This window comes from Dietzia sp. B44 (assembly GCF_014145245.1).
Lineage (GTDB): Bacteria > Actinomycetota > Actinomycetes > Mycobacteriales > Mycobacteriaceae > Dietzia > Dietzia natronolimnaea.
This window is the reverse complement of the sequence record NZ_JAALEF010000439.1, coordinates 2,762-5,401: the sequence shown is the minus strand read 5'-3', so window position 1 is coordinate 5,401 and position 2,640 is coordinate 2,762. Positions and strand designations below refer to the sequence as shown.

Genomic DNA, 2,640 nt, shown 5'->3' with positions numbered 1-2,640 from the left:
TCGACGCCCACCCCGACCGGCGCCTGGCCTCCGCCATCCAGCGCCTGGTCCTCTACGCCGCGCACGGAGGCTGCACGTTCCCGGGTTGCGCTGCACCGGCCAGGGGGAGCCAGTTCCACCACGTGGAGGAGTGGTCGCGAGGCGGACCCACGACTGTCGCCAATGGCGCGTTGGGCTGTCCCGTGCATCACGCGTTCGTCGGCGACGGCCCGTCGGCGTGGACGACCGTCGCGGACCCGGGCTCGCCTGGTCGCTGCACGTGGCTGCCGCCCGGCGTCGACAGGCTCACCGATGTCTGACCCGGCCCCTGACAGCAGCGCGTCAGCCCTTCCCGGCATCTCGCCGGCGCGGCCGCGCGTCGGGGCGCGCGACGGGTCTGCATGGCGTGTACGAGGTGTGCCGGCGGGCTCGCGCTGTCACAATGCCCTCGTGCCCGATTCCCCCGTATCCGAGACTCTCCCGCCCGAGACCGACGCGCCCACGATTCCGTCCCCGGTGACTGACATGCCCCTGTCGTCCTCCGCTGTGTACGTGGCGGCCCCCGAGGGCGACACCGGGAAGTCGACCGTCGCCCTCGGCCTCCTGCGCATTCTCGCCGGGACCGTACAGAGGGTGGGGGTGTTCCGCCCGGTCACCGTCGCGCCGCGCGTCGTCGATGCCGATGCCGGCACCGGCACGGACACCGAACCCCCGCGCGACCGCATCGTGGAGATGCTGCTCCAGCACACCACCGTGGACCTCGACTACGAGGACTGCATCGGCGTGACCAACGCCCGCGTCCACGAGGACCGCGACTCGGCGCTGGCGGAGATCGTGGACAGGTACCACGTGGTGGCCGGGCAGTGCGATGTGGTGGTGATCCTCGGCACCGACTACACGGGCGTGCCCAGTCCCACCGAGTTCGACTTCAACGCCACACTCGCCGTGAACCTCGGCGCGCCCGTGCTCCTGGTGATCCGCGGCGCCGACCGGACACCAGGGGAGATCGGCACGAACGCCCGGCTGACGCTCGAGGAGCTCAGGGTCGAGCACGCGCACCCGGTGGGGATCGTGGTCAACCGGTGCGACCCCAGCGCGCTGGAGGCAATCCAGGCCGAGCTCGCGCCCCTGGACCTGCCCGCCTGGACGCTGCCGAGCCAGGCCCTGCTCACCGCGCCCACGATGGGGGAGCTGGTGGATGCCGTGGACGGCACCCTCTACTCCGGTGACCCGGCCCTGCTGGACCGAGAGGTCATGGCACTGATGGTGGGCGGGATGACCGGTGAGCGGATCCTGGAGCGGCTGGTGGACGGCATGGTCGTCATCGTTCCCGCTGACCGGACCGACGCCGTTCTCGCTGTGCTCACCGCGCACGGCGCGGAGGGCTTCCCCTCATTGGCGGGGATGATCTGGAACGGGAGCCTGATGCCGAACGCGGCGATGGATCGACTGGTCCGTGGCATGCGCTCGACGTTGCCGATCGTGTGCACCGACCACGGCACCTACGACACCGCCCGCCTGGCGGCCGAGACCCGGGGACGCGTGTACTCCGGCTCCGGGCGCAAGGTCGAGACGGCACTGAGCCTCATGGAGAAGCACGTCGACACCGAGGAACTGCTCGCCCGCCTGCGTGTGGACACCCCCGACGTCATGACGCCGCAGATGTTCGAGCACCAGCTCCTCGAGCGCGCCCGCGCGGACAAGCGGCACATCGTGCTGCCGGAGGGCGACGACGACCGGATCCTCCACGCCGCCGGCCGGCTGCTGCGCCGGGATGTCGCCGACCTGACGATCCTCGGCGACCCCGAGGCCGTGCAGCGACGCGCGGATGAACTGGGCATCGACCTGTCCGGGGCGCAGGTCCTCGACCCACGCAGCAGCGAGCACGCCGAGCCGTTCGCCCGGCAGTACGCGGAGCTGCGCGAGCACAAGGGCATGACGCTGGACGTGGCCCGCGACCGGATGCTCGACATCTCCTACTTCGCCACGATGATGGTGCACACCGGCCTCGCCGACGGCATGGTCTCGGGTGCCGCGCACACCACCGCGCACACCATCCGACCCGCGCTGGAGATCATCCGGACGAGGCCGGGCGTGAAGACCGTGTCCAGCGTGTTCCTCATGTGCCTCTCAGACCACGTCCTGGCGTTCGGCGACTGCGCGGTCGTCCCCGCCCCGACCGCCGAGCAGCTCGCCGACATCGCGTTGTCCTCCGCCGAGACCGCGTCCCGGTTCGGTGTGGACCCGCGAGTCGCGATGCTGTCCTACTCCACGGGTGACTCGGGCAGCGGAGCGGACGTGGACAAGGTGCGTGAGGCCACCGAGATCGTGTGCGCACGGATCGCCGCGGCCGCAGAGGGGGACCCGATGGCGGACCTCGTGGTGGACGGACCGCTGCAGTTCGACGCCGCCGTCGACCCGACGGTGGCCCGCAAGAAGATGCCGGACTCGCCGCTCGCCGGCCGGGCCACCGTCCTGGTGTTCCCCGACCTCAACACAGGCAACAACACCTACAAGGCCGTGCAGCGCACCGCCGGCGCCGTCGCGATCGGGCCGGTCCTGCAGGGGCTCCGCAAGCCCATCAACGACCTCTCCCGCGGCGCGCTGGTGGAGGACATCGTCAACACGGTCGCCATCACCGCCGTTCAGGCGCAGGGTGCA

At 71.2% G+C, this 2,640-nt stretch carries 2 protein-coding genes; both read left to right on the top strand.

The genetic code is table 11. The features are described 5' to 3' along the window. Positions 1–299, top strand: a 299-nt coding sequence (locus tag G6017_RS16515) for an HNH endonuclease signature motif containing protein (RefSeq protein ID WP_206682437.1), incomplete at its 5' end; no start/stop codon positions are given. A gap of 205 nt (positions 300–504) precedes the next feature. After that, positions 505–2,640 (top strand): phosphate acetyltransferase (gene pta, locus G6017_RS13720; protein ID WP_194307884.1); only part of this gene is annotated, 2,136 nt, incomplete at its 3' end.